The organism is Microvirga sp. VF16 (genome assembly GCF_016864375.1).
GTDB lineage: Bacteria > Pseudomonadota > Alphaproteobacteria > Rhizobiales > Beijerinckiaceae > Microvirga.
In genome coordinates this window covers 215508-239845 of record NZ_CP069356.1, presented here as the reverse complement: position 1 = coordinate 239845, position 24338 = coordinate 215508, and the positions used below count along the sequence as shown (strand labels likewise).

The window sequence follows — 24338 nt, the reverse complement described above, 5'->3', positions numbered from 1 at the left end:
CCGCTGCCCGCACCTTTTGGTCATTGTCGTCCTGCCGTAAGAGAAGTGCGTGACGGCAGGATGAAGCTTGCACGAAACGTACATGACATTCGGCAATGTTGGCTCCGCATTCGACCGGTATCCGATCAACGCTACGGGCCATGCAGCCGTAGCAACGCAAGATGCGGACCTACCGCCTTTCTCAAGAGGCATTCCGACATCACCTGTCTGCCTCCTTCTCGAAGGTGAAGCTTTCCTCATGCAGGTGCAGGTCGAGAATGATGTCGTACAATTCGCCGGCGCCACAGGCGATATAATCTGCACCTGCACTCAGAAGAACGTCTGCGCGCCCGGCGCGCGGGTCGTTCGGCGCGATGAATCCGACTGCCCGTACCCCGGCCGTTTTGGCCGCCATGATCCCGTGAGGGCTATCATCAATGAACAAGGCACGCTCCGGATCTACGCCGCAGCGCTCAAGGCACAGGAGCGGAAGGTCGGGAGCCGGCTTGCCGCAAGCCACCATGTCGGCGCCATAGACATGCGGCGCGAAGTGCCGCCAGATCGGCAGGATGCCTAGACTGTTGACGAGCCGCTCCAATCGGCTGTTGGAGGCAACGCATTTACGAATATGAAGAGCATCGAGCACCTGCGGGATGCCGGCCATCTCCGTCAAGTGGCGGTGGAATTGAGGAAAAAGGTGTGCGTCATAGTCGGCCAATACCGCAGCCGGATTATTGATGCCGTAACGCTCGCGCATGATCCTTTGCGTATCGTCCGCACTAGAGCCGGTAAATGCGATCAATGCCTCGCGCGAGCTGATGTCAATACCCGTTACGCGATAGATGAACTCCGCCAGGACACGCGAGGCGAGCAGTTCGCTGTCAATCAGAACGCCGTCACAATCGAATATCAATAAATCAAGTTGAGACATTCAATAAGCCTCATTGCAGATGTGAAGTATTCGTCTGGAAACCTTTTAGGGCCTGTTAGGGCTTGAACTCATTTTGTTTGGAAGCGTTTTGCTCGTCCTGTTTGAGGAGGAGCTATGCTGACGGATGCACAATGGGCGATGCTAGGGCCACTGGTGGAGCAGTGCCGTCCCAAGGGCAAAACCCCGCCGCAGGATCTGCGCCGCACGCTTGAGGCGATCTTGTGGCGTCATGAGAACGGCGCGAAGTGGCGCTCTGTGCCAGCTGAACTGGGCCCCTGGTGGCGAGCCGCTCAGACCTTCATCCGCTGGGCGCGGTTGGGTGTCTGGGAGCGCCTGCTCCATCTGGTGCAGAACCATGGGATCCAGCTTGGCATGACCTTTCTGGACGGCACCAGCGTGCGGGCGCATCAGAAGGCGGCCGGAGCGCGCCGAAAAGGGGCTCTCAAGCTGAGCGAGACGATCGTGAAGCACTTGGCCGCTCTCGTGGCGGCTATGGCACCAAGGCTTGCGTGATCGCCGACGGTCTTGGACGCGCCGTCGCATTTCGGATCGCGCCCGGCCAAGCGCACGAGCTGCCGCACGCCCTTCCGCTGCTGGAGCAGCTACCAGGCGTGCCGACCTGGGTTGTGGCGGATCGCGGCTACACCAGCCATGCCTTTCGCGAGCATGTCTGGCGCATGGGAGCCAAGCCGGCCATTCCACCGCAGAGGCATGAGGCGCCGGTCGCTTGTCCAGACTGGATCTATACCAATCGAAATCTTGTCGAGCGGCTCTGGGCCCGGCTCAAGGAGTGGCGCGCTGTTGCAACCCGCTACGAGAAGACGGCCTCATCGTTCATGGGCGTGCTCTGCCTCGCCGCTGCGCTCGACTGGCTCAAGACCTAACAGGCCCTAGCAGGTTGGTTTCGACCTCTGCCGACTAAGCAGCCTGCACTCTTAAAGCCAGATCAGGGCTATCCGTCGTCAGATAACCGAGCCCTTTGTCAAGCCAGTGCCGCAATCCCTGCTCGTCATTGACGATCCAGACGCACAGCTTTTCCTTGGGATGCATGGCAACGATCCGACTCCATTCAGCCGCCATCAACTCGTGATGAACGGCGATGATATCGACCAGCGGCCTCGCCTTAGTCAGGAACGCCTCCACCCCGCCTGCCCTGTCGGCCCAATCGGCATTGACCGATACGAGACGCCTGATCTCTGGCGCCTCCTGACCGCACGTTTCTAGAACCGTCATATCGAAGCAGGTCAACCAAGCGCGATCCGCAAGCTTGTAGTGGCGGAGCATGTCCGCAGCTTTCTCGGCAAGACCAGGATAAGGTCGTCCGTTCTCGTCGTGCTTGATCTCGACATGCAGTTGCACGTCATGAGCGGCAAGAACCTCAAGCACCTCTTCAAGAATGGGAACATGATCTTCCGTCAGGCCTTCTGGACCTCTCAGCCGCGCCGCTCTGCGCGCATCGGGGCTCAGGGCTCTGACAGGGCCATTTCGATCGGTCGCTCGGTCCAGAGTGGCATCATGAATGACCAGAACTTCCCCCGCATTACTGAGATGCAGATCCAACTCTACCGCTTTTACACCAAGTTCCAGCACATTGCGGAACCCGGTGAGCGAGTTCTCCGCCCAGATATTACGCGCCCCACGATGGCCGATAATCATTGTCATCGTTCAGTATTCCTTTTGAAGGGTTCAACTGTCGCTGAAGAAAACTCAGCGCATGGTCGGATCGAGCCTGTCGCGCAGCCAGTCGCCTACCAGAGAGATCGAAAGCGTCGTCAGCATGATGACGAGTGCTGGGACCAGCATGATCCAGGGCGCCCGTGTGAGATACTCACGGCCGAAACCCACCATGTTGCCCAGCGAAGTCTCCGGCGGCTGCACGCCGAGGCCCAAGAAGGAAAGACCGCTTTCCATCAGGATGATCTCTGGAAAGGTCAGGGTCATCGAAACGATCAGCGTTGAGGCCACGTTCGGCAGGATGTGCTTGAGATAGACCCGCGCGGGCGTGGCGCCGAGTTGAACGACCGCGGCGGCATAACCCTGGGCGCCCGCCGAAATGGCAAGTCCACGCGCGATGCGGGCATATCGCTCCCATCCATAGAAGCCCATCAGGCAGACCAGAAGCGTCATCGACGACCCGAAGAAGGCCAACACGGAAAGAGACAGGATCATGAATGGCAGGGCAGCCTGAAAGTCCGCCAGTGTCAGAACCACATGCTCCACGATGCCGCGGAACCGTGAGGCCAGAAATCCCAAGGTCGTGCCGAACACTGCTGACAGCAACGTAGCTCCAAACGCGATGACGAGTGAAACCCGAATGGATTGCAGCAAGCGGGAGAGAACATCTCGCCCGAGTTCATCCGTCCCCAGCCAATGGCCCGGTGTGCCTGGGGCAGCCAACCGGGCTGAAAGATCCATTTTCGTGATGGGGTAAGGCCGCATCCAATCAGTCAAGATAGCGATCAGGATCATCAGAACGAGCCAAAGAAGGCCGCCGACGACGAGAAGGGGCACCTTGTTCCGGATACGAGGCAGAAACCCTGGACGCGCAACATGAGCTGCTGCATTTGCGACGAAGTCGGTCATGGTCGCATCTCCTTAATGTGCGCCCGATTTGCTGCGCAGGCGAGGATCCAGCCAGCCATACAGAATATCCACTGCGAGATTGGCCAGGACCATCGTGCCGGCAATCAGCAGAAGCAGGCATTGCACGACGGCGAGATCACGGTTGGAGACCGATACGACCAGCAATCGTCCAATGCCGGGCCAGGCAAATATCGTCTCGACGACCACGGCCCCGGCGATCAGAGATCCGATCATGAAGCCGACAATGGTGACGATCGGCACCGAGGCATTGGGAAGGGCATGTTTCCAGACCACATCGCGCCAGTTGACACCTTTGGCGGAAGCGGTCCGGATATAGGGCTGGCCCAGGACTTCGATCATGGCGGAACGGGAGAACCTCGCCAGAATGCCGATGCCGCCGATGCTCATGGTCAGGGTCGGCAGGATTCCATGAAGCCAGCTGTCCTGACCGCCGGATGGCAGCCAGCCGAGCGTCACCGAGAAGATCAGCACGAGCAGCAACCCGATCACAAATGACGGCATGGTAAAGCCGAACACGGCCAGCATAATCACACCACGATCGGCGATGCTTTCCCGATGGAGCGCCGCGTAGACGCCGGCCGGAATGCCGATGCCGAGCTTCAGAAGCAATGCCGGAATCGTCAACTGAAGCGTCGTAGGGATGCGTTCCAAAACCAGCTGCAGCGCCGGCGACTTATCGCGCATCGAAACGCCGAAATCGAGCGACATGAGTGATTTCAGATACGCCCAATACTGCACGATGATGGGGTCATTCAGTCCCCAACGCTCTCGGAACGCGTCGATTGCCTCCTGCGGAGCATCAGGTCCGAGCAGAATCTGGGCCGGATCACCGGAGAGGCGCAATACGCAAAAGGCAAAGGTCATGACCAGCAGCACGGTCATCGAAGCGCGCAGCAGGCGTGAAAGAATGAACGAAAGCATGAGACAATTTCCTTAGGCGAAGCTCACGCCATAAGGGGAACCTCAGACGGATCGAGGAGATGACAGGCCGCCATGCGCTTGCCCTCAAGCATCTTGAGCGCGGGAACGGAGCTTCGGCAGGAAGCTTGAGCCATTGGGCAGCGCGGGTGGAATGCGCATCCGGTTGGTCGCTTGGCCGGATTAGGCGGTTCGCCCTGCAAGATGATGCGACCTTCGAGTTTCCGTCCAGGGATCGGCACCGACGAAACCAGCGCTCGTGTATAGGGGTGCAGCGGCCTGGCGAAGATTTCGTCGGAGGAGGCCTCCTCGACGATCCGACCCAGGTACATCACGGCCACACGGTCCGCGATATTCCGCACGACCTTCAGGTCATGGCTGATGAACACCATGGCGATGCCATGCTTTTCCTGCAAATCGCGCAGCAGGTTCACCACCTGGGCCTGAATGGAGACGTCGAGAGCCGAGACCGGTTCATCACACACCAGCAGTCTCGGTTCAGTTGCGAGAGCGCGAGCGATGATGACGCGCTGGCGCTGACCGCCGGAAAGCTTATGGGGATAGCGTCCTGCCTGATCGCGTCGGAGCCCGACAGCAGCCATCAGTTCCAACGCGCGCTCCGTCACGTCCCCTTTGGCGACGAGGCCATGGATCACGAGAGGCTCGCCAATCTGCTCGGCAATCGGCAAGCGGCGATCGAGGGCGGCCAATGGATCTTGAAAGACCAGTTGCATCTGTGCCCGGAGCCTACGCCAGGCGAGCGTCCCCAGAGCCGGCATCGGCTTTCCATCGAACAGCACCTGCCCTCCAGTCGCGGGATCGATCCCTAAGAGCACTCGGCCGAGGGTGGATTTTCCGGAGCCGCTCTCTCCAACAATTCCCAGCGTTTCGCCTGCCGAAACCTTCAGGCTGACACCGTCGACGGCGCGCACGGGAGTGGGCTTTGACCAAAGCCCGTGTCGGGCTTCATAGACCCGCAAGAGGTGCTTGGCTTCCAGGAGAACCGTCATGCCGCGACACTCTCGCGACAATCGGGGACCTGCAGACGCTGACCACTTCCGGACACCGGGTGAAAGCAGGAGAGTTGGCGACCATCCGGCTGAAGCTTCAAAACGGGCAGCTTGTCACGGCAAAAACCCGTCGCCCGAGGACAGCGAGGGGAGAAGGCACAACCCTGCGGCAAGTTCTTCGGATCCGGTACGGTGCCATGGATCGGGATGAGCCTTTCGCGCCCGCCATCGAGTTGGGGAATGGCGTCGAACAGCCCACGCGTATAGGGATGGCGTGGATTGTCAAAGAGGATTCCGATCGATCCTTCCTCGACGATGCGGCCGGCATACATGACACAGATCCGCTCGCAAACTTGGCTGACGGCACCGAGATCATGGGAAATGAACACCATGGCCATGCCGGTTTCAGCTCGTATTGTACCTAGGAGGTCGAGAATCTGCGCCTGAATAGTGGCGTCCAATGCCGTCGTCGGTTCGTCAGCAATCAACAGCTCCGGCTCTCCAGCGAGCGCCATGGCGATCATCAGGCGCTGACACTGACCGCCTGAGAATTCATGCGGATAGGCGTCGAACCGGCCTCGGGCATCGGGAATGCCCACCATGTCTATCAGGCGGATGGCTTCGTTGCGAGCGGCGTCGCCCTCCAGCCCGCGGTGAATGCGGAGCGCCTCGGTGATCTGGCGTCCCACGCGGACAACGGGATTCAAGGAAGACGAGGGATCCTGAAAGATCATGGCGATGCGCCCCCCTCGAATACCCTCCAAGGTCGAGCGGGTGGCTCCGCAAAGCTCCTGTCCATCGATCGCCACCGAACCCATGACGCGGGCCCTGCCCGGCAGCAACCCGAGGGCTGCGAGCCAAGTCACGGATTTACCGCATCCGGATTCTCCGACCAGTCCGACGGATTCTCCCTTCGCGACATCGAGATCGATGCCGTGGAGGACCTGAATGCCGTCAAAGGCGACCCGCAAGTCACGTATCTTGATGAGGGACATGGCAGACCTTTTGTTGTTTGATGAGCCGCATTGGGTCATGCGGCTCAAGGTTCACACGGCAGGACGGCATGGAGCCTGGCCCCGGCAATGACGGTTGCCGGGGCCAGTCAACTCAGAGGGACCAGTTCTCTTTGCGGAAATCCATCGCGAAGGCCGGAGCAGCCTTCCACTTCAGGGACGACTTCACGCCCGTGAACACCGCGTTCTGATGAATGATCTGGTAGGCGGGATCCTCGCGTTCGCAGATCTCCAGCATACGGGCGAAGGCCTTCTTACGGGCTGCGCGATCCGTCGACTTCTGGATGATCTCAGCCATCCTGTTGGCCTCTTCGTTGGTCCAGTCCTTCTTCTGCTGAACCTCGCCGTTCGGCCCGAACTGGTTGACAATCGTTGCAACTGGATCGTTGAAAGCTGCACCGGCCGACCAGTCGCGCACGCCACGCGGCGCAGAGGCGTCATGGATCTGGGCCCAGTTTTCCTTCATCTGAATTTCAACGTTCAGACCGACCTGCTTCCACATCTCAACCATGATCTGCGCATTGGGGACCTGGTTGGTGTAGTAGTTGTTCAGCACGCGGAAGGGGATCGGATCGCTCTTGTAGCCGGCTTCCTTCAGCAGAGTCTGCGCGAGCTTCGGATCATAGGTCGGCACGCCCCAGCCATTAGCGAACATGTCGCCGTAGAACTCGAACTGAAGTCCCTTCGGGATATTGGTCTTGCCGGCCCACAGAGCTTCGACGATCGCCTGACGGTCGATCGCGTGGGTCATGGCACGACGGACCAGCGGATTCTCCAGGGCCGGATGGTACTTGTTGAAGGTCGAGATGCGGTGGTTTAGGATGGGAGAACCCTGCACTTCGAAACCGCTGGCCTTCTCCACAGCCCCGACCTGGTCCGGCGGAAGGTCACAGGCGAAGTCGTACTCTCCCGAGAGTAGGCCGTTGACGCGCGAAGATACTTCCGGCACCTCGACGAAGCGGATCTGCTGCAGCGGCGGACGGCCACCCCAGTAGTCGTCGTGAGCCTCCAGCACGAGCGAGACGTCGGGCTTGTACTCGATGACTTTGTAGGGGCCGGTGGTGATGGGTTTGCGCGCCCACTCCGTATAGGACTTGGCATCGTGCCAGGCGCGTCGGCTGGTGATCTGACTGCCGAAGGCGAACAGACGCCCTTCCAGCGTCACGTCGGGTGACGTATTGTGGAACCGAACCGTGTATTTATCGACAGCCTCAACGCCGCGCAGGGCCGGCCATATGCGGCGGGCGACGCCGGGGACGGAAGCGGGAAGCTCCTTATCGGTCTTGGGCTTGTAGTTTTCCTCATAGATGGTCTTGCCGCCGTCGGGCTGCGTGTTCGCGAACATCCGCTCCGCGGAGAAGGAGAACACCACGTCATCGGCGGTCATCTCATCGCCGTTGTGGAACTTGACGCCCTGGCGCAACTTGAGTTCGACGGTCTTGTCGTCGAGACGCTTCCATTCCGTGGCAAGTCCAGGAACCGGACCCTGATTGCCCATCCAGTTCCGCAGAATCAAGCCCTCCCAAAGGTTCGGGAAGAACACGCGCTCACCGACGTTGGACTGTTCGTACCAGACGTCGAGGGTGCCGTTGATGGTGATTTTCTGCACCGCAATGGTGATTGAAGGACGTGCGCTCTGCCCGATGGCAAAGCGCGGTAGGATCAGGGTGCCGCCGGTTGCACCGAGAAGTCCAAGCGCCTGACGGCGGTTCATCTTCAACATTCAATTCCCCTTGGCTAAGCAGTCAAGCATGAGCCGATCGCACGTCTTAGACGCGACTCAAAAAGGCAGCTGGAGGTACGAAACGACGCCACCCAGTTGCGATGGTTCAGGCCATATTGGGAATGTGCAAAGGTTGGATGATGTTTTCGTGATGGTTTGATGACGCTTGCGCTTACTGCGCGACTCTATCGAGAAGGAGGGATTGGTGCGAAGGTCGCGATATGCACGCTCACGGCAGCGGTGCCATGGTCAAAACCGACACTCAGCTCCTCTGCGGCGTGCATATCGCCGTGGTCGCGGAAGCTTTTGCGCTGGCCACCAAGGTTGGCGTCGATCTCAAGATCCTGCTCGAGATCATGAGTGGGTCAGCCGCCTCGAGCTGGATGCTGAAGGATCGTGGACCGCGCATGCTCGAGGCAGAGCCCGAGGTGACGAGCGCAGTCGACATTTTCGTCTAGGGTCTCGGGATCGTTCTTGATACCGGCCGCGACACGAAAGCGGCACTTCCTTTGGCTTCGGCAGCTCTTCAGATGTTCCTTGCCGCTTCCGGACGCGGAGACGGAGCCGCAGACGATAGTCAGGTGATCCGTTCTTACTTTACCTTGAATGGCAACAAATGACCGACATCACCGTTCAAGCTCTGTTGAGGGAAGCTTTCTCTTTGCGCTTTTGCTGGTTGACGCCCCGTCTGGATGTCTGCTTCGGGCCAGACTCTGAGATTCCCCTGCCCTTCACGAACATCCGGTATTCGCGCGCCAAGCGGACATGCGGTCTACTTCCGCCTCGTGCCATAAGCGGCCCTTCGGTCATCTGGACTCCCCGATGAATTCCGTACTGCTTCAGGCTGAGATTATCCCGGTGATGCGCGGATCCTCGAACAGGTTGCTGGTGTCCCCAGTGTGGAGGAAGACAACTTTGCTTCCGACCGAAACCTTGCCCTCGCGGATGTGGGTGAGCAGTCCTGCAAAGCCCTTGGCGGTACAGACCGGACCGAGGAAGACGGCGTCGCTCGCGGCGAGCTCCCTGATCGCTGCTGTTCCTTCGACCGATGGAACCGCATAATCTGGGCCGATGAACCGTTGGTCGATGTCCATCTCCGCCACGATGGCATCCTCGGTCGGAGGGACCTGTCCGAGACTGCCGTGGATGGCCTTGACGCGCTCGACGATGATGCCGTGATGGATGTAGTTGTCGGGACGATATGAGCTGATGGCGATCGACCTGATGCGCGGCGAGCCGCCCGTCAGCAGCTTGCCGGCGACGAACGCGGGCAGGACCCCACCGGTGCCGGTCGTGTGGTACAGGTAGTCCGGCGTGAACCCAAGCGCATGGCTCTGCTCGCTGATCTCCTTGTAGGTCAGGAGATGGGCCGCAAGGCCGGAGGGGTGAATCGCGCCGGCCGCTGCGATTAGCACCTTGTGCCCGTCAGCCTCGAGCTGGGTCTTGCGAACCTCGACCGCCGGATAGAGCGTCTGGTCCCAGACCTTCTCCTGCGACTCGCCCGGCTTGCGCGGGAAGCAATGGACCTCGATCCCCATCACCTTGTTGAGCAGAAGGTTGCCTACAGGTTCGGATCGGCCGGTATACAGGGACAATGGATGCGATCCAGTTTCGTTCAAGCGAGGCCTCATCATTTGCCCTATGGAACCGCGACCAAGGCGATGGACGTTGACAGGCACCCTTTACAGCGCCGGAGTACCCGTGCCCCGCTTCTTCTTCGACACTTACGACGGCGAACGCTTTGTCTCCGATGAGCAGGGCCAGGAACTGGAGGACATCGAGGCGGCTAAAATCATCGCCCAAGAGGAGTTGCCACAGATGGCGTGGGACGAGCTCCCGGATGGTGATCAACGCACCTTCATCGTCAGTGTGAGGGACGGAGCGGGACAAGTCGTGATCCGGGCCGCACTCTCCTTGGTCGTGGAATACCCATCCAAAGAGGCCGGGAGTGCGCCGGATTGACAATCACAGGAACGGTGGCGTGGTTCGATCAGACCAAACAATTTGGCTTCGTGGCGCTGGAGGGCGGTCATGGCGACGCCTTCCTGCACATGTCGGTGCTCAAAGAGGCTGGCTATGTCTGGCTACCGCGGGGTACCACGGAACGGGTCAGGGTCGAGATGGATCGTGGCAAGCAGCGGGTTGCCGAGGTACTTGAGGTTGATCCCAGCACCGCCAGACTGGGAGAGAACGAACCGATCCTGCGTAAGCCTAGGACCTGAGTGCCCCAAGTCTGCGCGCGTAATTCGCAAAATCCCTTTTCTGACGAGCGGCTCAGCCTCGGCCGATAGCGTCTCGGATCAGCCCTCGATGGACGTACCAGATCTCAAGGGTGTCCTCGAAGTTCTGAAGCAATTTCTTGGCTTCAGTCGTGTCCTGGCCCCGCTGGGTCATGTTCTGGATCAGGATGATCTGCTTGGCGATCCGCCGTTTGCCCGCAGCGAGATGCTGATCCGCCAGGATCAGGTGTTCACGTTCCTGCTGCCGGTCGACCATGGCAGCGCTCCTCGGCCTTGTAGGCGGGAGCGCGCGTCTCTCAGTCACCAGCGCCTACGGGTTCGGAACGGCTGGTGATGGAGCTATTCTACGCCTTGTGAGGTGGCGAACGTTAGGCTTTTGAGGTGCGTTAATGGTCTCGTTGCTCTGCCACCAGGAGCAGCCTTGTATTCCCCACACCATGATAAGGCCGCCGAGTATCGGCAGCAGACTCAGGAGGTCCGGGACCTCGCCCGTCAGATCTCGATCAATGACGCCCGCCGCCAGCTTCTTGAGACTGCCATGCATCTGGAGGCGCTGGCGGAGGAAGAGCGCAGGGTTCAGGAAACCGCTCCTGATCATGTCCCTCGCACGATAAAGGAATCAACGCTGAGTTGCGAATAACGAGACATTATAGAATGCGGCGCCACGCGATGGTCCGCTCAGGGTCACGTCGCCCGATGCCTGGCCAAAGCTCTACTGCAAGGGTCTGGCGCTCAACTGCTGGCGCCGTCTTACACGTGTTACAAACGGCAGGGTTGATCTGCCAAGGCCGTGGAGGTGTCACCGTGCTCAATCGAACGGGGCTGGAACCGGCGGTGTGCGAGCCCCCGCTTGCCCCATACGGGCCCGGATGCTCCGGCGCCGTAGAACACGATCGGGTCGCTGAGGCTGTTATCACGCAGGATTGCCCTATTTGGGATGGAGTATCGTCATGGTGCCTATCTCGGAACAGTCCGGAGAGCTTTTTGCCCCGCCTCGTCGTCGTGTCCAATCGGGTCGCAATCCCCGATGCTTCTGGCAAGAGCTCCGCCGGCGGCTTGGCGGTTGCCCTTCGCGAAGCTTTTCAGCGTCAGGAAGGTTTATGGTTCGGCTGGAGCGGTAAGGTTTCCGCCCATCCCTCCACCGAGCCCAAGATGACCGATAAGGGCCATGTCCGCTACGCCCTGATGGACCTGACCGCCACCGATCGCCAGGAATATTACAGCGGCTTCGCCAACCGGGCCCTCTGGCCCGTGATGCATTACCGGATTGGGCTGTCGGAATTCTCCCGGGCGGACTACGCTGGATACCTGCGGGTCAACCGGACCTTCGCCCGTGCGCTGGCACGACTGATCCAGGCAGACGATCTCATCTGGGTGCACGACTACCATCTGATCCCCTTGGCGGCCGAGCTGCGGGTGCTAGGCCTGGCCAATCGGATCGGCTATTTCCATCACATCCCCTGGCCGGCTCCGGAGGTCATCGGAACGCTGCCCGGAAGCCAGGACTTGCTGCGCGCGATCACGGAGTACGATCTCGTCGGCGTGCAGACCGAGCGGGATGCAGACAACCTCCGGCGCGGCATTATCCAGGAGTTCGATGCTACCCAGCGCACAGCTGATGTGATTGTCCTCGGCGGTCGCCAGACACGGGTCAAGGATTTTCCCATTGCCATCGACGTGAGTAGCTTCGAGCAGGCAGCATGCCGACCCGCCAGGCATCGCTTGATCCAGCAGACCGTCGCCAGCCTCGGCTCGCGCAGCCTTATCATCGGAATCGACCGCCTTGACTACTCGAAGGGAATCCCCGAGCGGATGGAATCCTTTGAGCGCTTTCTCATCAGCAACCCCGATCAGCGCGGCCGCGTGACCTATCTTCAAATCGCGCCGACGAGCCGCAGCGAGGTCCCCGAATATGCCTCGCTCAGCCGGACCGTGAGCGAGACCCTCGGACGGATCAACGGAGCGCACGGCGAACCCGGCTGGGTGCCGATCCACTACGTGACGAGCGCCTATCCCCGCGGCGTGCTGGCGGGTCTCTACCGGATCGCACGGGTAGGCCTCGTCACGCCGATGCGCGACGGCATGAATCTTGTGGCCAAGGAATATGTGGCCGCGCAGGATCCGGAGGATCCCGGCGTGCTGGTGCTGTCCAAGTTCGCCGGCGCTGCCGAGCAACTCGGCGGCGCGCTGATCGTCAACCCCAACGACAAGTTCGAGGTGGCTGAGGCGATCAGCGTGGCCCTCCACATGGAACGGTCCGAGCGGATCGCCCGCTGGCGGCGGATGATGGATGTGCTCCGGCGCTATGACATCTCCTGGTGGACCGATGCCTTCCTGACCGAGCTCGCGAGCCAGAGGAAAGCCAGCAAGACGCGGAGCCCAGCGCCGGTCTAGGATCAATGTCCAAGATCATCGACGCGCAGGCCAATACGACCCTTGCAAATGGCAAGTGGGCGGAACAACGGAGTTGCACAATGTCAGGGTCTCAAGAAGCTCGGAAGCCGAATGCAGCTTTGATGAAGCCGTTGCAGCCCTCGCCGGAACTGGCTGCCATTGTGGGCTCGGCTCCCCTGCCGCGTCCGGAGATGGTGAGCAAGGTCTGGGAGTACATCAAGAAGCATAAGCTCCAGAACCCGCAGAACAAGCGTGAGATCATGGCGGACGAGAAGCTTCAGGCGGTGTTCGGGGCAAGAACAAGGTCAGCATGTTCGAGATGAACAAGCACCTTGCCCAGCACCTGAAATGACGCTCATGGTCGGGTGACGGAGATGCTCAGCCTGCCCAACGGCGGGCCCGGGCTGTTGCTGGCCAGCTTATAGAGCTGTCCCTTGGCGGCGCGAAAGGCACAGCGCCCGTCCGAGCACCGCTTGCCATCGAGCGAGAGAGCGGGTGGAGCGCTGTTGATGTCTTCGCTCCCCTTGACCATCCTCTTAGCGCTCGCCTGGACATCGGCATCTTCCGGCGCCAAAAACTCGACGGCATAGGGTTTCTGAAGGTCTCCGCATCTCACCGCACCGATGGCCTCAATCATCTCGGCTGCGAACACGGGGAACGCAGACAATCCAGCGGCGAGTCCGACAGCCTGAGCTTTCACGAGAAGCTGGCGCAACATCGTCTCGGCTCCTTCCGAGAAATATCGCTGACGCGCTGCCAGCATCTTAGCAACTTTTTCCCGGCTCGGGAGACAATCCTGCCTGATCTGGAACGCTGCTCTGGGATCAATCGGAAGTCGGGCAATTGTGCTCCTTGGCGCCACGCGCAGTGCCTCGAGTGCAGGCGTGGACGGATCCAAGATCCCGCCGGTCCTCAGTCCTTCTGCGGGTGCGCGAGGATTGAGAGCGTTGATGCGCGTGGTGCGGTGCCCTGGAACAGACTTAGGGAGGAGCGCCGAAGGTCACCTTCTCCGGTACAGGCGCCGCTCAGCCCTCCGAGTGTCTCAGGGCCGGCCCTTCGCGTCCAACCACCCTAGACATCGGGAGGGTCAGCGCCGCTCGCCCTGCGCCATCCCGGGTCCTGAGGAGACGGCAGCCCCTATCGCTTTCAGGCGCGCATAGCTGACAAGGCAAAGGCCTGTGCGATAGCCCTGCCGCCCTGGGCCCCCGCGTCTTCGTGCTCCTGAGACGCCTTTCAGCGAGTTGCGCTACCCTTTTCAGCGCCCTGGCCAGTCAACACGATGATGTTATCCGGTCGATGCTCGATCCAGTGACAGGTGGCGGCATAGTCGAGGCCGAGCTTGAAATCGTCGCTGCGCTGGCCCAGGCTCACCGTCCACCAGTGCCTGAGGCTCTGCATCGAGATCCCCTGCCCTTCGGCCTTGCCCAAGCCACGCACGAGATGACGGACAATATGGAGCGCGATGTTCTCTGAGGTTGCGGGGCTCACAGCGAAGGCCTCCTTCCGTTCGGTGTCCTTGTCGCGAGAACTCCTGCGGTTCATGCCACCTGAACCCTCAGCCGATGGGACTGCGTCAGCAGGTTCAGAAGACCTCGTATCATCGACAACAGGCTAGCGTTCGCAGCAATCGGTCGTAAGTGCCAGTGCTATTTGGAGGAGTGACGGTTGGGTAACCTCGCCTCAGAAGAAATGAGAAGCCAATCCCGAAGATGCGAGGCCACATCCGAGGGTATGGGATAAATTCAACCAGAGCGTAGAGCTGATGGGATAGATATGACTTAAGCGATCGCCTGGGCCGTCGTTCAGGCACTCAGTTCGCTTCACAGGATCAATAGTCTACGACGCTCAAATTACCCAGTGCCGACGGTCTGCGCACGAACGAGAAGTGCATCCACCCGCCGCTAGAATGCTCAAGAGATCGGATTGTGCGGCCCTTGGGAAACCATAAAGATGGCGGAGCGCACAGCCGCCAACATCAACCTACCCTGCAACAGCGTGCCAGAGGGGATGTGGTGGCTCTTCCAGGATAGCCACACCGCTTCCTTGTGCTCTGCCCAGTGTGGCTTTGGCTTTCGATCTGCCATGATTGCTCCTATTCTTCCGAAGAGGCCCCCGTTTTGACATCATAACTGCCGACGATAGGCTTCGTTTCGACAGCAACGGCTTGAACACAGGGGGTGCTTCATTGATCAAGGGCGGAGTTGAGCTGGGCTACCTTTGCCCTGGCTGTGGATCGATGCGGGCAGTCGTGTCCCCGAAGCCTCATGACCACTCGATTGTCCGCTGTTCTGAGTGTCAGCGGACGCTTGGCTGCCTCAGTGACATCAGACGGGAGCTCGCAGTCAAAGCCCGAGAAGACGCGAGCGCTCTCGCCAAGCAGATCTATCGACAAGGTCGAGGTGTTCGACGCTCCTGAGGCATGCCCTCATCTTTCGACGAGCAGGCACCGGAGAAGCGAGCGCTACCTCATGGTGGGAGGATGCCCTGTGCGAAAGCCCTGATCTCCGAATTCAGAGCACGTGTTTCCCGATGCTGCGTGATGGCCTCGCGACTGCGCTGTATGAGCGGCATCTCAGAATGGCCAGGGGCATGGAATTGATCGCAACCCAGGTGCTGGGGCATGAGACGGGTTGAGCGAGCGATCTAAGTCCCAGCGCGCTATTTGTCGCTGCTGGACAGCTGACACTCGCCCTTCATGTGACGTGCGATGGCTGTCATTGCGTCATTGAGAGACAGGAAGTTGGCAGTCCCCATCCCCGACAGCCCGGAACTGCCGTTTGCATCGATGGCGAATAGCGCCGGAGAGACTTCGCTAATTATCCCGAGGGGCCGCCCCAGTCGATCGCTCAACGTCCAGGTCCCTGTTGGTTTGAGCTCGGCCAGTGTCACCACCACGTCCATGGTAACTTCTCCGCTTGACGCAGAATAATGACATTTGTCTTGCCTCGAGAAGTCGCTTGTCAAGCGAAGTCTCAACGGAGGCCGTGAGACCCCCTCTGTGGAGAGCCACGCGAGGCTGATGCCACAGGCCCAGCCACGGGAGGACAGTGCCTGAGCGATGTCAGCGCCCATGAAGGGGATAGAAACCGGAAGAAAATCCTCCCGAAGCTTTAAGGTTGCTCATGGATGTGTCTCAGGTTGAGAAGGTCCAGTGCGGCCATCTCCACCGACGACTAAGCTGGCTTCATTCGAGAACGCATCGTGATCGGGCTTATTCATAGGGCTTATTCCTAGGCAAGCCACCCTGTGCTGGATAAACTTCGATCGACCATGACAGGGACTGAGCAGCCGAGATGATGAAGAAGCAGACGCTCGCAATCCAAGACATCTATGTGCCCGTGCAGCGGCGGCAAACGCTTGATCCCAAGAAAGTCGAAGCCGTTGCAGAGAGCATCATGGAGAAGGGACAGGACGTCCCCATTCTTGTGCGGCCTGATGGCAAGCGCTTTGTTCTAGTCGAGGGCCTCCATCGATTGGAAGCCTGCAAGGCACTCGGTGAGACAACCATCCCTGCCTACTTGGTTCAGGCGCGGAAACATTGATCCGCGCCGTGCGGGGCTGGAACAGCTCGGTTACAGGCCTTGGAGGGAGCCAATCGGGTCAGAGGCTGATCGCGCCGAACCGGGGCTGTGGCCTCTTGCGAGGGGCTCGTCGCTTCGATCCTGGAGAGGTTGAGAGGCAGCGGGAGATGAGAGATCGCCTGTAGGGAGATGGGTTGCATGATCCATCCTATGTGCACCGGCGCCCATCAGCCCTGCTCTGGCAGAACCTTGTAAAGGCCAAAGAGCCAATCTATCGTCCGGATATCGAGATTGGCCAACGACTGAGCTGCTGCGCTTGACCGTGCACCTGCACGGACGACCTCCCCAAGCATCGATCCTTATCAAGCCAAGGCGCTGATGCATCTTGGCCTAACCTTATCATGAGCAGCGAAAGGAACTCGCCATGGCGACCGGCACGGTGAAGTGGTACAATGAAACAAAGGGCTATGGCTTCATCCAGCCTGACAGCGGCGGCAAGGACGTCTTCGTCCACGCATCGGCCCTGGAGCGCGCCGGCCTGCGCGGCTTGGTTGAGGGACAGAAGGTCTCCTATGAGGTTGAGTCTGACCGCCGCACCGGCAAGGAGTCGGCTGGGAACCTGAAGACGGCCTGATCAAGCCCTTGATCACCTGTTTTGCAATCGAGGCTGCCCCTGATGGGCGGCCTCTGCGTTTTTTGCTGATGCAGCTTTCTGGTGCGTCGCGCCAAGAAAAGGATACGAACGTTGGCCCGCAAGAAGTCAAAGCCCGTTGAGAGCGGCTATACCCTCTTCGACGTTCTCTACGAAGATGGCTCTCGTAGCTCGAACCGGCGTGTTCCCCGCTCTCTTCTGGGCGGTCTCGACGGCGATGAGCCCGCCCGCAAGGCGATTGAAGAGCAGGACAACGCCATTGCCGAGAAAGCCGGCCGGTCCCGCATTCCGATCAAGAAGATTACGCATTCACCCACCTAGCGTGAACTATGCTTCCGCACAGGAATTTCGACTCGTGATCATAGTCATTTCTGGTGAGATCGTCCGATTTCGAACTCTCAGCAGAATATTTCTTAGTGAGTTGTGAAAGAAAATCTTGTCAGGCGGCCCGATTCTGCCTCAATTTCCGAGCGGTCTCTTGTAAAAAACGGATTGGCCCCTATATCTTCATTATCGACTTTGGCCGGACAATCGGGCCGTTTCGCTGTTGGCACTGCCAGGCGCACGTTCAGACGCTCTCTCCAAACCATCGACGAACCGAGTTGAGGTCACGTTTCGCGTGCCTTCACTCATGTGCATCTGCAACAACCGCGAAAGGTTATTCCCATGATCATGGGCACTGTGAAATTCTACAACGACATGAAGGGCTTCGGTTTCATCCAGCCGGACGATGGCAGCAAGGACGTATTCGTCCACGCCACTGCCCTTGAGCGCGCCGGCATGCGCAACCTCGTCGAAGGTCAGAAGGTCTTCTTCGACACGGCCGAGGATCGCCGCAGCGGCAAGGTCGCCGTCAACAACATCCAGAAGGCCTAAGGATGATTTGGCGCATATCATAAGCGCCTCTCCGAAGCCGCTCCCGGGTGGAGCGGCTTTTTCTTTGCGAAGCTCCATCGTTCGATGGTCCAACGAGTGAGGAAGCGATGAACACGTTTCGAAAAACTGCCCCTGCAAAGTCCGTCATGTTCATGGTGAACTATGACGATGGTCGCACGGCCTACCTGTGGGTCGACAATCCTGCCGAGGCGGGCGACACGCGGGCCATTGGCTTGATCGCCCGAGCCCAGCAAGAGCAAGGCGCCCTGCCGGAGGGCACCATCACCAGCATCAGGCGTGTCCGATAGTCGACACGGGTCAGATAAGGCATCCGTATTGAGATCAATGAGTGGAATGAAGCAGAAAGATTTTAGCGAACGGCTGAGTGCCGCCAGAGACGCAAAGCAGGCAATGGCTGCTAAGTTTCGTCAGCGCCCCGGCTCTGATGACCCAGTGGTTGCGGAACGGCGGGCCGCTCGGGCAACCGTGAGCGCCGCGCGGGATGCTCGCATCGCTGAGCGGGAAGCCCAGCGCCTTGCGGAGAACGCCCGCCTTGCCGCGGAGCGTGAGGCCCGTGCGGCAGAGCACGCCGAGCAGGAGCAGCGCGCAGCTGCCGAAAAGGCAGTGAACGATGCCAGGCTGGAGGCCGAGCGCAAGGCCGCCCGTGATGCCCGTTACGCGGCCCGCAAAGCATGGAAGTAGTGCCCCCTACCAAGTCGCATTCTGATGATTGCGCCCAATCCAACTCACTCAGTAACGAGGAGATTGACCGATGGCTCACAAGTTCAAGGTCCGGCTGAAGCAGCCCGGGTTTTCTGACGCCCAGACGACCTCAACCGGTGTTTACGAAGTCGTAGGGCTGAGCCGGCCGATCAGACCGGCGAGCTGTCCTACCGCATCAAATCAGGCGTGATTGAGAGAGCCGTCCGCGAGAGTGAAATTCGCAGCACGTAGTATCTCTTAAGCCTATTGCTGACCGTCTAGCAGTCACATGCTGCGACGGCCCGGACGCAACGAGCAGAGAGGACATTCATTGCAGGTCTTGGTACGCGACAACAATGTCGATCAGGCACTCAGGGTGCTTAAGAAGATGCAGCGCGAAGGGATCTTTCGCGAAATGAAAGCACGGAAAGCCTACGAGAAGCCCTCCGAGCGTAAGACGCGCGAGAAGGCAGAGGCTGTGCGGCGCAGCCGCAAACTGGCCCGTAAGCAGGCCATCCGGGAGGGACTGATCGCTGCTCCCAAGCCCAAACCTCGTTTTGCTGGACCGCGTCGACCCGTGACTGCTCCAGGCGTCGGCTCCCCCACCCCGACAGCAGAGCCGAAGGTTTAGCGTGTTCCGAGATAGAGCCTCGTATCGGGTCCAGGCTTTGCAAGTGGCGCACAGAGTATCGTGCGCCACTTAGCATCTCAGCATCTCAGTAGTCAGTGCCGAACCTGGACGTTAGCCGATCATCTCGATGATGTGACGGATCTCCTCGCGCGAGAGGCCAGACGGTTGTGGTTTGGCGGCTGCCTTGATCTGTTGGGTGTCTTTCGACGGCTGCGGTTTGTGCTTCGGAAGCTGGGTTTGCGTTGAAGTAGACATAGATTTCCTGTCGCCGCATCGGATCATGTTCCAAGCAGCCTTTTGTGGTTGAAGTCGTCGAATGCAAAGCAACGACGTGTAAGTCCGCTTGCGCAGACGGGAGAGTAGCAATCGATTGGAACGGAAAGCGGGCTCGGCGCTCAATCACGAGCAAGGGAGAGCAGGCCGAACACGTCGGTTGATTGATTCAAGATGGACCACGACTTGGTCTTTTGCAAGACCAAAACCATCCTAAGGCCAACAATCTCTTTTCTGGCAGTGTGCCTTGTATTTGCCGCAACCGAGCACTAGGTAATGCTTATCGACATTTGGCCGGACAATCGGGCCGTTACGCCTTGGCACTGCCAGGCGCACGTTCAGACACTCTTCCCAAACATCGACGAACCGAATGCAGGGACATGCTTCTTGCATGCCCTCCGTTCACGTGCGCTTACGCCTACAAACCAAGAATATTTACATGAATACGGGGACGGCTAAGTTCTACAACGATCAAAAAGGCTTCGGCTTCATCCAGCCGGACGATGGCAGCAAGGACGTGTTCGTCCATGCCACCGCTCTTGAGCGCGCCGGCATCCGCGGTCTGCGTGAAGGCAGAAGGTTTCCTTCGACACCGCCGAGGATCGCCGCTCCGGCAAGGTTGCCGTCAACAACATCCAGACGGCGTAATTTTCGTTGAAAGAGGCGGCCTGGCATCCATTGCCGCCGAGCAAAGCCGCTCCAGAGGAGCGGCTTTTTGTTTTCTACAAAAGGATTTTGCAATGGCTAAGGAAGAACTCATTACATTCGAAGGCGAGGTCGTCGAGATCCTGCCGGATGCGCGCTATCGCGTGAAGCTCGAGAGCGGTCACGAGATCGTCGCATACACGGCCGGCAAGATGAAGAAGAACCGCATCAAGACGCTCGCGGGCGACCGCGTCACCGTCGAGATGTCGCCGTATGATCTCGACAAGGGCCGGCTCATCTTCCGTCATAAGGACAGCGGTTCGGGCGCTCCCCGTCCGGGAGCTCCGCGCCGTCCGCAGTTCCGCCGCCGGTAAGGTGTGCAGCGGAACCGTCAAGGAACAAATCACGATGCTTGAAAAGACTTGGACGTTCGAGGCCGGCGACCGCGTGCCGGAATGGCTCATGCGTCAGATCAACTGCGTGTTGCGGTTCGACCGCGACGCTGTCGTCGTCGAGAACAACAGCGAATTCCAGATCTACCCGGCCAGCGCGATGAGCGACGACGATACGATGGTGCTGGCCGAAATCATCGATCAGCAGATTGATGCCGAGGTTGAGCATGTTCTGCCGATTATAGCCCATACAACTCCCCGGTCGATGTCCCTTAATTGACGAGAGGAGGCTTTTCCATGAGCCACAAGTATTCGATTGGCCAGTTGGTTCATGCCGCTGGCACGCACCTTGCCGACCGCACAAGCGGTATCTATGAAGTCATTCGTCTGATGCCCGAGAGAGACGGCGAGTTCAGCGACAGAATCAGGAATACCGCGAGCGGGACGGGGCGCGCCGCGGGCGAGTCCCAGATCCGCACCGTTGACGCCGGACTTGGCGTGCGGGCGTCGGCATCCGTTGACCGCTGATTCATTCCAAGGAAGCCACCCATCGTGCAGCGTATCCGCTCTACCCTCTTTGACGTTCTGCTGGCCATCTGGACGGGCCTCTTCGTACCCGTCCTGGCACTCCTTTGGCTATGCGGCTCCCCGGAGCGTGGCGTTCGACTGGCGTCACGGTTGTGGGCTCGCGGCATACTCGTCAGCCTGAAGTGCCTCGTTGGACTGACCTATGCCGAGCGGGGCCAACACAATATTCCTGACAGACCCTGTCTGATCATCGCCAATCACCAGTCAACCTGGGAGACGCTCGCGTTCCTGATCCTGTTTCCGGATGTCGCCATTGTCGCGAAGCAGGAGTTGCTGACGATCCCTGTCTTCTCCTGGTTCCTGCGCAAGTCGCCAATGATCCTGATCGACCGGGAGAGCGGCTCGAAGGCTGTCCGGAGGATGGTGCAAGGGTGCCAAGCGGCGCTGGCGCAGGGCCGTTCCGTGCTGATCTTTCCCGAGGGAACGCGAAAGCCGGTTTCCGAGCCGATCGAGTTCAAGCGCGGAGTTGAGTTGCTATACGCCAAGCTCGATACACCGGTTCTACCTGTCGCTGTGAATTCAGGACACTTCTGGGGACCCGGCCGGCCCTACAAACGAGCGGGAACAATCTCGGTTTCTTATCTTGATCCGATTGCCCCAGGTCTGGCCGGCCATGAGTTCATGCGCAAGGCGGAGGAACTTCTTGAGGCTGAGACAAAATCCTCGTGGCCTCAGGCCGCTTAAATCCAGTACCTGATGATCGGCGTCTCGCCGGATCCATGCTCAGCCGGCCGTAACGGTCGGCTGACCCGGCTCGTAGTTGCTTATCGTTCAGCGACCAGCTCGATGAAGGGCTCAAGACTGGCATAGGGCAGCGTAAACTTCTCGCCTCGGAACAGCATTGGTACATCTTGCCCGCCGGCGAAGCCGTGGGTCAGCTTGCTACGAACCGTAAAGGTCTCGCCGGCTGTCACCTGCCCCCAGGATTCATCGGTGTGATCCATGATGCCAAGCTCGTTCAGCTTCGCGTTGACGGTCTGCGTCCGAGCGTGAGAAGGCAGTTCACGGAGGCTGCTTTCGATATCGCCACGCATGGCAGCGTATGCGGGGTTACGAACCTTATAGCGAAGCTCTGTATCCTGAGTGAAGCGCCATACGGAACCGATCGCCATCTGTTGCTGCTTGGTGACTGGCTTCTTCTCAGTCTTCTCGCCTTTCTTTGCAGACTTGGCGCGGGCACGAGCCTCGGCAGGCTGAACGTCGGCGATCAATGCCCATTTTCTCGACCATTCTACCGCCCGATAATCGCCCTTTGTGAGGCGATCGGTGAACTCGAGAATATCCTGATCAATGGGACGTTTGCCACCACTCGCTTCGAAGTACCGCAGCCGCATATCGTCCGGAAGCAGCAGGTAGAAGTTGTCGCTTTTGACGTCCACATCGAAGATGTTCGTGACTTTCACCACCTGATCGCGGGCGGACGGAGCCTCAACGCCATCACCCGTCGGGTAGACACAGGTCCCTTTGGGAACGCGGATGTAACCGCCCATCTGAATCTCTGACATTTGTTCTTGTCTTTCTGTTAGGTGATCGGCAGTTGCTGAGAAGGCCAAAGGCTTGAAATGGGAACGGCACCCGAAGGTGCCGTTTCTGTTGCTAGGCTGTCCCGAGCCCCGGATGGTTACGCCGCGAGGCGCACTGCACCCATGTCAACGTTGTCGTTGGCATTTATGAATTTGCACTGTTAAGGCCGTAGCTCAGCCTAATCGCAACCTAGCCTTTATCGCGCCCAGTCGAACCCATGTCGCCCCCATCACAAACACACCGGGATGGCGGCCTGACCTCAACGAAAGGCCAGTCGCCCAACATCCGTCTTGCAGTCCCTGGACGGCCGGTGTGCTTGTGGTGGAGGCGGCGGGAATCGAACCCGCGTCCTAAACGCCTATTCCACTCTGCCTCTACGATCATAGTCAGGCGAACCTGACAACTGCGATATAGACACCCGAAGGCACAATATCCAGTCTTAAAGCAGACGATCTTTTCAGCGATGAACCCGATTCGGCGGCCCGCGCTCTGCTGGTGGGCTCAAGCGAGATTGGTTCCCGAAGCAGCGACAAACATGCTGGATCATCCTGGATCATCCGCGCGCCGCGCTCCTTGGCCGTCCTGACGGCTCTGGACAGCTTGAGACGGAGCCGTCCTGCCTGACGATCCAGCACCTCGGAGAAGGGCAGCACCAGAACCAGCTCGCCCGCAGCATTCACAATCTCGAAGGCATAGGAGCTGGGATTGCAGCCCTCGGCGAGCCTCTCCTGCGCCATGTCCGTGGCGGCCCGGAACGTCCAGGTAGGCGGCTTCAACATCGGGACAGTCCATTCCCGTGTCATCCTGTTTATAGCCCTCAGGGTCACCTCTGAGATGAAAGAAAAAACGCGACATGACGGCGCTCCTCAACCTTGCAGGCGGGAGCGCACGTCTCTCTCGGCCACCAGTGCCTACGGGTACGGTTTAACTGGTGATACAGGGCAACGGATCAGATCCGGGTCTGTTCGCACGTCCACCACGTCCACGAATTTCGCATAAACCGCAGAATGGAATTCGGCTTGCCTCAAGGCTGGCGCTTTAGGGAATCCAATAGGGGCCATGACGGAGGTAGCGAGCACGGCTAGATGTGCGGGCTTCGGAGCAGCGCAACAGACTGGGCAATCCGTGCCTTGCTATAGCGGATCAGCTCCCGGGAACGAGCCACGAGCATGGCGGAGGTCTGGCAGGCCACAGAGCAGGCTTGTACGGCCTCGGACTGGTCGACGGCTCTCCTGCGCTCTCCTCCGCATCCACTTGGATCAACAGCAGTGGCCTTGCGCGAGCTTTCGAGGCGGTGCGCCTGAATTCCCAACGGCCCCGCCTGGCCTCCAGTCTCATCGACAGCCGCAATGACAGCCTGGGCACACTGCCGGAATGGCTGCTTGAGTCGTTCCGGCTCTCGGTCCCAGCCCCGCGCGCAGTCCTGAGCGTCGTAGAGCGTTTGAGCGATGACTTCGACTTCGTCTTTGGTCACGAGCATAGGCGACCTCTCAGCTAGCGACACAGATCCTGACCACAAATAAAGGCGAGATTAGATGTTTGATCCCCGGGGTTTGATGGTGCATTCTTATCGCCGGAATGGAGGGACGCGCCTGGCTTCTCCGATGCTCGGATAAGCTCCGGTAATGTTTATGAGGTCGTGCGGCTCATGCCTACCGATCAGACCGGGGAACTTTGGTATCGGATCAAGTCGGGAGCTATCGAGCGAGCCGTTCGGGAGGG

30 protein-coding genes, 1 other RNA gene and 4 pseudogenes are annotated in these 24338 nt (G+C 59.5%); 19 read left to right on the top strand and 16 right to left on the bottom strand.

The features are described 5' to 3' along the window. Positions 1-199: 199 nt before the first annotated feature. A complete protein-coding gene (locus JO965_RS33405) occupies positions 200-910 on the bottom strand; it encodes an HAD family phosphatase (RefSeq protein ID WP_203446319.1) in 711 nt (236 codons plus the stop codon). 114 nt (positions 911-1024) lie between these two features. On the opposite strand from JO965_RS33405, the gene JO965_RS33400 reads away from it, so the two are divergent. Continuing rightward, a protein-coding gene (locus JO965_RS33400; RefSeq protein ID WP_203446318.1) for an IS5 family transposase occupies positions 1025-1794 on the top strand; the annotation gives its coding sequence in 2 pieces (ribosomal slippage) (positions 1025-1346 and positions 1346-1794; 771 coding nt in all). Between the two features lie 34 nt (positions 1795-1828). Here JO965_RS33400 and JO965_RS33395 read toward each other — a convergent pair. The 6 genes from JO965_RS33395 to JO965_RS33370 form a co-directional block, all read right to left on the bottom strand. Next, on the bottom strand, positions 1829-2572 hold the full coding sequence (locus tag JO965_RS33395; RefSeq protein WP_203446317.1) for a glycerophosphodiester phosphodiesterase family protein: 744 nt from the start codon (positions 2570-2572) through the stop codon (positions 1829-1831). Between the two features lie 45 nt (positions 2573-2617). Beyond that, positions 2618-3493 (bottom strand): ABC transporter permease, encoded by an 876-nt coding sequence (locus JO965_RS33390; RefSeq protein WP_203446316.1) that lies wholly within the window; start codon positions 3491-3493, stop codon positions 2618-2620. 12 nt (positions 3494-3505) lie between these two features. Then, complete coding sequence (locus tag JO965_RS33385; protein ID WP_203446315.1) at positions 3506-4435, bottom strand: ABC transporter permease; 930 nt, start codon at positions 4433-4435, stop codon at positions 3506-3508. A 23-nt stretch (positions 4436-4458) separates the two neighbouring features. Further along, complete coding sequence (locus JO965_RS33380) at positions 4459-5442, bottom strand: ABC transporter ATP-binding protein (protein ID WP_203446314.1); 984 nt, start codon at positions 5440-5442, stop codon at positions 4459-4461. Beyond that, positions 5439-6437, bottom strand: coding sequence for an ABC transporter ATP-binding protein (locus JO965_RS33375; RefSeq protein ID WP_203446313.1), 999 nt, complete (start codon positions 6435-6437; stop codon positions 5439-5441). Before JO965_RS33375 ends, JO965_RS33380 begins: the two co-directional genes overlap by 4 nt. A 112-nt stretch (positions 6438-6549) precedes the next feature. Continuing rightward, positions 6550-8178: an ABC transporter substrate-binding protein gene (locus tag JO965_RS33370; protein ID WP_203446312.1), complete on the bottom strand. Its 1629-nt coding sequence runs from the start codon at positions 8176-8178 to the stop codon at positions 6550-6552. A 233-nt stretch (positions 8179-8411) separates the two neighbouring features. Between JO965_RS33370 and JO965_RS33365 the strand changes: the two are divergent. Next, positions 8412-8798: pseudogene (locus tag JO965_RS33365) on the top strand (NAD-binding protein); the annotation flags it as partial. A 219-nt stretch (positions 8799-9017) separates the two neighbouring features. Here JO965_RS33365 and JO965_RS33360 read toward each other — a convergent pair. After that, positions 9018-9773 (bottom strand): pyridoxal-phosphate dependent enzyme, encoded by a 756-nt coding sequence (locus JO965_RS33360; protein WP_203446311.1) that lies wholly within the window; start codon positions 9771-9773, stop codon positions 9018-9020. Between the two features lie 73 nt (positions 9774-9846). Here JO965_RS33360 and JO965_RS33355 point away from each other — a divergent pair, with 73 nt between their 5' ends. Continuing rightward, complete coding sequence (locus JO965_RS33355) at positions 9847-10140, top strand: hypothetical protein (protein WP_246777162.1); 294 nt, start codon at positions 9847-9849, stop codon at positions 10138-10140. Next, positions 10137-10400: a cold-shock protein gene (locus JO965_RS33350; RefSeq protein ID WP_203446310.1), complete on the top strand. Its 264-nt coding sequence runs from the start codon at positions 10137-10139 to the stop codon at positions 10398-10400. Before JO965_RS33355 ends, JO965_RS33350 begins: the two co-directional genes overlap by 4 nt. Before the next feature lie 52 nt (positions 10401-10452). On the opposite strand, the gene JO965_RS33345 is transcribed toward JO965_RS33350, so the two are convergent. Continuing rightward, positions 10453-10674, bottom strand: coding sequence for a hypothetical protein (locus tag JO965_RS33345; protein WP_203446309.1), 222 nt, complete (start codon positions 10672-10674; stop codon positions 10453-10455). A 728-nt stretch (positions 10675-11402) separates the two neighbouring features. On the opposite strand from JO965_RS33345, the gene otsA reads away from it, so the two are divergent. Both otsA and JO965_RS33335 read left to right on the top strand, forming a co-directional pair. Further along, positions 11403-12812, top strand: a complete 1410-nt coding sequence (otsA, locus tag JO965_RS33340) for an alpha,alpha-trehalose-phosphate synthase (UDP-forming) (RefSeq protein WP_203446308.1) — start codon at positions 11403-11405, stop codon at positions 12810-12812. Positions 12813-12892: 80 nt separating this feature from the next. After that, a pseudogene (locus JO965_RS33335) lies at positions 12893-13164 on the top strand (SWIB/MDM2 domain-containing protein). Positions 13165-13167: 3 nt separating this feature from the next. Here the strand turns inward: JO965_RS33335 and JO965_RS33330 are convergent. The 3 genes from JO965_RS33330 to JO965_RS33320 form a co-directional block, all read right to left on the bottom strand. Beyond that, positions 13168-13530, bottom strand: a complete 363-nt coding sequence (locus JO965_RS33330; protein WP_203446307.1) for a hypothetical protein — start codon at positions 13528-13530, stop codon at positions 13168-13170. A 515-nt stretch (positions 13531-14045) separates the two neighbouring features. Next, positions 14046-14354 (bottom strand): hypothetical protein, encoded by a 309-nt coding sequence (locus JO965_RS33325; RefSeq protein WP_203446306.1) that lies wholly within the window; start codon positions 14352-14354, stop codon positions 14046-14048. Positions 14355-15470: 1116 nt separating this feature from the next. Then, positions 15471-15713 (bottom strand): hypothetical protein, encoded by a 243-nt coding sequence (locus JO965_RS33320; RefSeq protein WP_203446305.1) that lies wholly within the window; start codon positions 15711-15713, stop codon positions 15471-15473. Between the two features lie 392 nt (positions 15714-16105). Here JO965_RS33320 and JO965_RS33315 point away from each other — a divergent pair, with 392 nt between their 5' ends. From JO965_RS33315 to rpsU, 8 genes and pseudogenes are all read left to right on the top strand, one after another. Then, positions 16106-16354 carry a ParB N-terminal domain-containing protein gene (locus JO965_RS33315; protein WP_203446304.1) on the top strand — a complete coding sequence of 83 codons (249 nt, stop codon included), beginning with the start codon at positions 16106-16108 and terminating at the stop codon, positions 16352-16354. A 403-nt stretch (positions 16355-16757) separates the two neighbouring features. Then, positions 16758-16967, top strand: a complete 210-nt coding sequence (locus JO965_RS33310; RefSeq protein ID WP_203446303.1) for a cold-shock protein — start codon at positions 16758-16760, stop codon at positions 16965-16967. 111 nt (positions 16968-17078) lie between these two features. Next, entirely contained in the window at positions 17079-17306 is a 228-nt protein-coding gene (locus tag JO965_RS33305) for a hypothetical protein (protein WP_203446302.1), read from the top strand. 345 nt (positions 17307-17651) lie between these two features. Further along, on the top strand, positions 17652-17861 hold the full coding sequence (locus JO965_RS33300; RefSeq protein ID WP_203446301.1) for a cold-shock protein: 210 nt from the start codon (positions 17652-17654) through the stop codon (positions 17859-17861). Between the two features lie 107 nt (positions 17862-17968). Continuing rightward, positions 17969-18169 (top strand): hypothetical protein, encoded by a 201-nt coding sequence (locus JO965_RS33295; protein WP_203446300.1) that lies wholly within the window; start codon positions 17969-17971, stop codon positions 18167-18169. Between the two features lie 37 nt (positions 18170-18206). After that, positions 18207-18563, top strand: a complete 357-nt coding sequence (locus tag JO965_RS33290; protein ID WP_203446299.1) for a DUF6481 family protein — start codon at positions 18207-18209, stop codon at positions 18561-18563. A 70-nt stretch (positions 18564-18633) separates the two neighbouring features. Continuing rightward, positions 18634-18815: pseudogene (locus JO965_RS48405) on the top strand (hypothetical protein). Between the two features lie 79 nt (positions 18816-18894). Next, positions 18895-19194: a 30S ribosomal protein S21 gene (gene rpsU, locus JO965_RS33285; protein ID WP_203446298.1), complete on the top strand. Its 300-nt coding sequence runs from the start codon at positions 18895-18897 to the stop codon at positions 19192-19194. 111 nt (positions 19195-19305) lie between these two features. Here rpsU and JO965_RS33280 read toward each other — a convergent pair whose 3' ends face one another. After that, positions 19306-19449, bottom strand: a complete 144-nt coding sequence (locus tag JO965_RS33280; RefSeq protein WP_203446297.1) for a hypothetical protein — start codon at positions 19447-19449, stop codon at positions 19306-19308. Positions 19450-19906: 457 nt separating this feature from the next. Between JO965_RS33280 and JO965_RS33275 the strand changes: the two are divergent. From JO965_RS33275 to JO965_RS33255, 5 genes and pseudogenes are all read left to right on the top strand, one after another. Next, positions 19907-20115, top strand: a pseudogene (locus tag JO965_RS33275) (cold-shock protein). 92 nt (positions 20116-20207) lie between these two features. Further along, positions 20208-20486, top strand: coding sequence for a translation initiation factor IF-1 (gene infA / locus JO965_RS33270; protein ID WP_203446296.1), 279 nt, complete (start codon positions 20208-20210; stop codon positions 20484-20486). Between the two features lie 34 nt (positions 20487-20520). Continuing rightward, on the top strand, positions 20521-20784 hold the full coding sequence (locus JO965_RS33265) for a hypothetical protein (protein ID WP_203446295.1): 264 nt from the start codon (positions 20521-20523) through the stop codon (positions 20782-20784). Between the two features lie 17 nt (positions 20785-20801). Continuing rightward, positions 20802-21032 carry a hypothetical protein gene (locus JO965_RS33260; RefSeq protein ID WP_203446294.1) on the top strand — a complete coding sequence of 77 codons (231 nt, stop codon included), beginning with the start codon at positions 20802-20804 and terminating at the stop codon, positions 21030-21032. A gap of 24 nt (positions 21033-21056) precedes the next feature. Then, positions 21057-21776 (top strand): 1-acyl-sn-glycerol-3-phosphate acyltransferase, encoded by a 720-nt coding sequence (locus JO965_RS33255; RefSeq protein WP_203446293.1) that lies wholly within the window; start codon positions 21057-21059, stop codon positions 21774-21776. An 80-nt stretch (positions 21777-21856) separates the two neighbouring features. Here JO965_RS33255 and JO965_RS33250 read toward each other — a convergent pair whose 3' ends face one another. The 3 genes from JO965_RS33250 to JO965_RS33240 form a co-directional block, all read right to left on the bottom strand. Further along, positions 21857-22582, bottom strand: a complete 726-nt coding sequence (locus JO965_RS33250) for a hypothetical protein (protein ID WP_203446292.1) — start codon at positions 22580-22582, stop codon at positions 21857-21859. 88 nt (positions 22583-22670) lie between these two features. Next, positions 22671-23056: a transfer-messenger RNA gene (ssrA, locus tag JO965_RS33245) on the bottom strand. Between the two features lie 641 nt (positions 23057-23697). Then, the gene (locus JO965_RS33240) at positions 23698-24096 is read right to left on the bottom strand and encodes a hypothetical protein (protein ID WP_203446291.1); all 399 of its coding nucleotides are present in this window, start codon (positions 24094-24096) and stop codon (positions 23698-23700) included. Positions 24097-24338: the final 242 nt, after the last annotated feature.

Bases quoted from the DNA above. Each gene is read 5' to 3' on its own strand.
- JO965_RS33295 (WP_203446300.1), top strand. From the start codon at position 17,969: ATGAACACGTTTCGAAAAACTGCCCCTGCAAAGTCCGTCATGTTCATG.
- JO965_RS33240 (WP_203446291.1), bottom strand. From the start codon at position 24,096: ATGCTCGTGACCAAAGACGAAGTCGAAGTCATCGCTCAAACGCTCTAC.
- JO965_RS33250 (WP_203446292.1), bottom strand. From the start codon at position 22,582: ATGGGCGGTTACATCCGCGTTCCCAAAGGGACCTGTGTCTACCCGACG.
- JO965_RS33260 (WP_203446294.1), top strand. From the start codon at position 20,802: ATGAGCCACAAGTATTCGATTGGCCAGTTGGTTCATGCCGCTGGCACG.
- JO965_RS33385 (WP_203446315.1), bottom strand. From the start codon at position 4,435: ATGCTTTCGTTCATTCTTTCACGCCTGCTGCGCGCTTCGATGACCGTG.
- JO965_RS33405 (WP_203446319.1), bottom strand. From the start codon at position 910: ATGTCTCAACTTGATTTATTGATATTCGATTGTGACGGCGTTCTGATT.
- JO965_RS33330 (WP_203446307.1), bottom strand. From the start codon at position 13,530: ATGTTGCGCCAGCTTCTCGTGAAAGCTCAGGCTGTCGGACTCGCCGCT.
- infA (WP_203446296.1), top strand. From the start codon at position 20,208: ATGGCTAAGGAAGAACTCATTACATTCGAAGGCGAGGTCGTCGAGATC.
- JO965_RS33345 (WP_203446309.1), bottom strand. From the start codon at position 10,674: ATGGTCGACCGGCAGCAGGAACGTGAACACCTGATCCTGGCGGATCAG.
- JO965_RS33395 (WP_203446317.1), bottom strand. From the start codon at position 2,572: ATGACAATGATTATCGGCCATCGTGGGGCGCGTAATATCTGGGCGGAG.
- JO965_RS33310 (WP_203446303.1), top strand. From the start codon at position 16,758: ATGGCGACCGGCACGGTGAAGTGGTACAATGAAACAAAGGGCTATGGC.
- JO965_RS33280 (WP_203446297.1), bottom strand. From the start codon at position 19,449: ATGTCTACTTCAACGCAAACCCAGCTTCCGAAGCACAAACCGCAGCCG.
- JO965_RS33380 (WP_203446314.1), bottom strand. From the start codon at position 5,442: ATGACGGTTCTCCTGGAAGCCAAGCACCTCTTGCGGGTCTATGAAGCC.
- JO965_RS33375 (WP_203446313.1), bottom strand. From the start codon at position 6,437: ATGTCCCTCATCAAGATACGTGACTTGCGGGTCGCCTTTGACGGCATT.
- JO965_RS33320 (WP_203446305.1), bottom strand. From the start codon at position 15,713: ATGGACGTGGTGGTGACACTGGCCGAGCTCAAACCAACAGGGACCTGG.
- JO965_RS33290 (WP_203446299.1), top strand. From the start codon at position 18,207: ATGAGTGGAATGAAGCAGAAAGATTTTAGCGAACGGCTGAGTGCCGCC.
- JO965_RS33390 (WP_203446316.1), bottom strand. From the start codon at position 3,493: ATGACCGACTTCGTCGCAAATGCAGCAGCTCATGTTGCGCGTCCAGGG.
- JO965_RS33300 (WP_203446301.1), top strand. From the start codon at position 17,652: ATGATCATGGGCACTGTGAAATTCTACAACGACATGAAGGGCTTCGGT.
- JO965_RS33370 (WP_203446312.1), bottom strand. From the start codon at position 8,178: ATGTTGAAGATGAACCGCCGTCAGGCGCTTGGACTTCTCGGTGCAACC.
- JO965_RS33325 (WP_203446306.1), bottom strand. From the start codon at position 14,354: ATGAACCGCAGGAGTTCTCGCGACAAGGACACCGAACGGAAGGAGGCC.
- JO965_RS33265 (WP_203446295.1), top strand. From the start codon at position 20,521: ATGCTTGAAAAGACTTGGACGTTCGAGGCCGGCGACCGCGTGCCGGAA.
- JO965_RS33315 (WP_203446304.1), top strand. From the start codon at position 16,106: ATGATGAAGAAGCAGACGCTCGCAATCCAAGACATCTATGTGCCCGTG.